The 3,381-nt window shown below is 53.7% G+C and carries 6 protein-coding genes; 3 read left to right on the forward strand and 3 right to left on the reverse strand.

Features of this window, described 5'->3' with window-relative positions; genetic code table 11:
• Positions 1-1,135: 1,135 nt before the first annotated feature.
• Genes H6B51_RS16585 through H6B51_RS16595 form a run of 3 tightly spaced genes read right to left on the reverse strand, consistent with a single transcriptional unit; the run spans position 1,136 to position 2,228 of the window.
• Positions 1,136-1,819: a hypothetical protein gene (locus H6B51_RS16585; protein ID WP_204884708.1), complete on the reverse strand. Its 684-nt coding sequence runs from the start codon at positions 1,817-1,819 to the stop codon at positions 1,136-1,138.
• A gap of 26 nt (positions 1,820-1,845) precedes the next feature.
• Positions 1,846-2,007 (reverse strand): hypothetical protein, encoded by a 162-nt coding sequence (locus H6B51_RS16590; protein WP_204884709.1) that lies wholly within the window; start codon positions 2,005-2,007, stop codon positions 1,846-1,848.
• Positions 1,998-2,228, reverse strand: coding sequence for a hypothetical protein (locus H6B51_RS16595; protein WP_204884710.1), 231 nt, complete (start codon positions 2,226-2,228; stop codon positions 1,998-2,000). Before H6B51_RS16595 ends, H6B51_RS16590 begins: the two co-directional genes overlap by 10 nt.
• Positions 2,229-2,438: 210 nt before the next feature.
• On the opposite strand from H6B51_RS16595, the gene tnpA reads away from it, so the two are divergent.
• From tnpA to H6B51_RS18525, 3 genes are all read left to right on the forward strand, one after another.
• Positions 2,439-2,642, forward strand: a complete 204-nt coding sequence (tnpA, locus tag H6B51_RS16600; protein WP_204884711.1) for an IS66 family insertion sequence element accessory protein TnpA — start codon at positions 2,439-2,441, stop codon at positions 2,640-2,642.
• 109 nt (positions 2,643-2,751) lie between these two features.
• Positions 2,752-3,036: an IS66 family insertion sequence element accessory protein TnpB gene (tnpB, locus tag H6B51_RS16605; protein ID WP_204884712.1), complete on the forward strand. Its 285-nt coding sequence runs from the start codon at positions 2,752-2,754 to the stop codon at positions 3,034-3,036.
• Positions 2,939-3,373 carry a transposase domain-containing protein gene (locus H6B51_RS18525; protein ID WP_418055078.1) on the forward strand — a complete coding sequence of 145 codons (435 nt, stop codon included), beginning with the start codon at positions 2,939-2,941 and terminating at the stop codon, positions 3,371-3,373. The genes tnpB and H6B51_RS18525 overlap by 98 nt, the downstream gene beginning before the upstream one ends.
• The last annotated feature ends 8 nt before the right edge of the window (positions 3,374-3,381 follow it).

Raw genomic sequence — 3,381 nt, forward strand, 5'->3', positions numbered from 1 at the left:
TATCAATAACTGGACCAGGTGTGACAGAGCCGCTGCAATAAGTCTGTTCGGGGGAATGCGTGGGCATGGTAATCTAAAACCTCCGTCAACCGGGTGTGCCTGACCGGGTTCATATAAATTAGGCAGGAGGGCTTCTCGCCGGCGAAAGCCGGGGGAATCCACTCATACAAACCTCATGGAGCGAGAAGACTGAGGCGAGTGGATTGGCAGATTACCGCTGATCAGATCAAATGCAGGTCTGATATACCCCCTGTGCCGCGTGAGAGAGTAGGACTCTATTTTTCTCGCGCGCCGCACAGGGGGTGGACTGCGCGTGCCGGCCGGTGAAGACCTCTAACGACCCAGCTCGTGCAGAACGGAACGTAACCAGTCTTGAATACAAAGAAAATGCGGTAGGTTGGATGGTTTCCCCACCCGCTGAGTACAGTTAAAGCCTACTGCCCGATGCAGAACAGTGGAACCAGCCAGCACCACTGGGGAACAGCGGAACTGACCAGCACCACTGGGGAACAGCGGAACCGGCCAGCACCCGGATGGGGAGTAGCGGAACTGGCCAGCACCACTGGGGAACAGCGGAACTGGCCAGCACCACTGGGGAACAGCGGAACCAGCCAGCACCCGGTTGGGGAGTAGTGGAACTGACCAGCACCACTGGGGAACAGCGGAACTAACCAGCACCACTGGGACTTGACAAACCTGACTGAACAGCGCCTTACTTAAAAGAAGACTTCTATTTAACGATTTAGTGTGTTAGAACATCCTCTACTGAACAAAGGGTGGGGGGAGAAGAAGTCCTTGATCCAGTGAGTCGGGAGTAGTAAGAAAGAAGACTGCTATTTAATAGTTTAGCGTGTTGAAGCATATTTTAGTGAACGAAAGGATGAGAAGATATTTCCCTTCTGAGGGTGTGGAGAGAAGAGTTGTCACCAAGGGGCAGAGCATCGACACCTTATTCAACTGATCGACGATGTCGGCTGCTACCCAAAAAGATTTTGAGAAAGCGTCATTTTTAATCAGATGAACAGTAAATAATGAAAATAATTGGGACGGGCAAGGCAATGAGCTTTGCCCATCTTTTATATCGATATAATTGAGAATGCGAGTAAGGGTAGAAATGGGTGGCTGCCTACTCATTTTAGTCAAAGCCTTTGAAAGAAGAATTATGTGCTAAAATATTTCGAAGATGCTTTTTCAGTGCCGGTTCCCCAAACCAGTCACACGCCTTCAGCAATTCCTTTTGAAGGTCACCTGCATAGGCACTCTGGAACAACTGCCGTACCAAGTGCTCGTCCGCTTTAAGTTGTGCTAATAACTCGGGCTGGACAGTTTGATTTCGGCTGAGTTCGTACAGATCATTTTCCAGCAACTGTTCCGCAGCTTCCGGCTCTTGGAGATGACGCTCTGCGGTATCCAACAGAAATTTCATCATCTGGATACCCACTTCCGGTTTCCACTCGCCGACTTTGCCCAGAAGTTCCATGGTGTCCATGTTGGAAAGTTCCTCTGCCGTCCAGAAGCAAACCGCCTCAGGAAAGGCGGCAATGAGCAGATCCCGGCAGGCCCACTCGTTTTTGTCAAAGTCCCACTGGCGTACCATATCCTCTAACTCACTTCGGGAAAAACTGTGGGGAGCCTCTTCGTCGGAGGTATCTGTCACCGTGATGGTAACCTGGATAGTGGGCGCGGCCGCCCGCATCAACTTGGCCTTCTCCGAGGGGTGGAGCGAGGAAATGCTACCAAAGTCACCGCAGTAGCCGCACTCCCACCGGCTACCCCGGATCATCACGGGACTTCCGCAGTGCGGGCAACGAATTGCCATAGGCTTGGCCTCCGTTTCTGTTTATACTATTTGGTAAGCAAGTTATCGGACATCTGGGCATGCTTGTCCAGCCAATCTCGAAATCCCGTGGCCAGGCTGGAGATGTAATCACGATTCAGCCCCAGCTGGGTACCTGGCGTCTGGCCGGGAAGGTCATCCTCGCCGATGCCTCCAAAGGTCAGCGCCAAGGCCAATCCACCTGCATCATCAGATAGAAACAATCCATCTTCCGCTGTTTAGGCTGCTTTTGGATGGCCACCAGAGCGTCCGTCATACCACCCAGGATACAGCGCATTCGGTCCATAGCCACATTGGAGTCCCATGCGGTCCACCGGGAACGGTCCTTCGGAGACACCGCCTCACGCAGAATGTTCAGCATCTCCTCCAGTTCCCGATGGTCCAGAACCATCTGCTCATCCTGGGTAAACGGCTGGCCAGCTTTCTCACTCAGCAGACAGCCGACAGGTCTCAGCGGATTCTCCCGAAACAGGAAGTGTAACCGTCAAATCTGGCGGCGGATTGTCGGAATGGGATCACTGTGAGAAAATATCTCCATGAAAGCGGATAATATCGTAGAGTCTCGGAGACTGGAAGATACTATACGAGACTGGAGACAGTTATGGAGAAAAATTTACAGGTGCTGAAGCACCAGGAGAAAATTGCGGTTTGGAGTGAACGGATCGCGGACTGCCGCAGCAGCGGTATCGGTGTCAAGGCTTGGTGCGAAGGCAATGGCGTCAGTCCCTCCAGCTACTACAAATGGCAAAAAAGCTGTTTTCTCTTGCGGCGCTACACGCACCGCAGTTTGCTGAGGTGCGTGTAGCGCCGCCAGCCAGAATCTCGGCTACCGTGCGTCTGGGGGATGTTTCCGTGGACATCCATTCAGGAGCAGATGCTGAGACAACGGCCATGCTGCTGAGGATCCTACAGTCATGCTGAATGATTTTACCGGCGCGGACAAGGTCTACATTGCCTGCGGCTACACTGACCTTCGCCGCGGCATTGATGGCCTGGCCGCCATCGTTCAGCAGCAGTTCCAGCTGGATCCGTTCACCAACACGTTGTTTCTGTTCTGCGGCCGGCAGCGGGACCGGATCAAAGCGCTGTACTGGGAAGGGGATGGATTTCTGCTGCTGTACAAGCGCCTGGAGTCCGGCAGCTTCCAATGGCCGCGAAGTGAAGCTGAACAAGCGGAAGCAGTTTGGAAGCTCCTCTGAGCAGCTGGACCAGATCGTCATGGAGCAGTTTGCCCATCTGTTCAATGAGGCCGAAGCTTGGGATGCAGACAGCGTGGAACCCACGAAAAAGGGCGAACAGAAGAAGCCCCGCAAGCGCCGCTCCGGCAGCATTGACGATGTGATCCCCAAAGGGACTCCCGTGGAAGTGGTGGATTATCTATTGCGAAGAAGAGACCGGAGAAGCCAATGTGACGCCCACTCCTATGGAGCCCACTGTGATCCCCGGCAGTTTTGCGTCTCCCTCCGCCATTGCGCATCTCGCCGTACAGAAGTACGTGATGTACTCCCCGCTGTACCGGTTGGAGCAGGAGTTTGACCGCCAGG

The organism is Pseudoflavonifractor phocaeensis, from assembly GCF_016901955.1.
Taxonomy (GTDB): Bacteria; Bacillota; Clostridia; order Oscillospirales; family Oscillospiraceae; genus Flavonifractor; species Flavonifractor phocaeensis_A.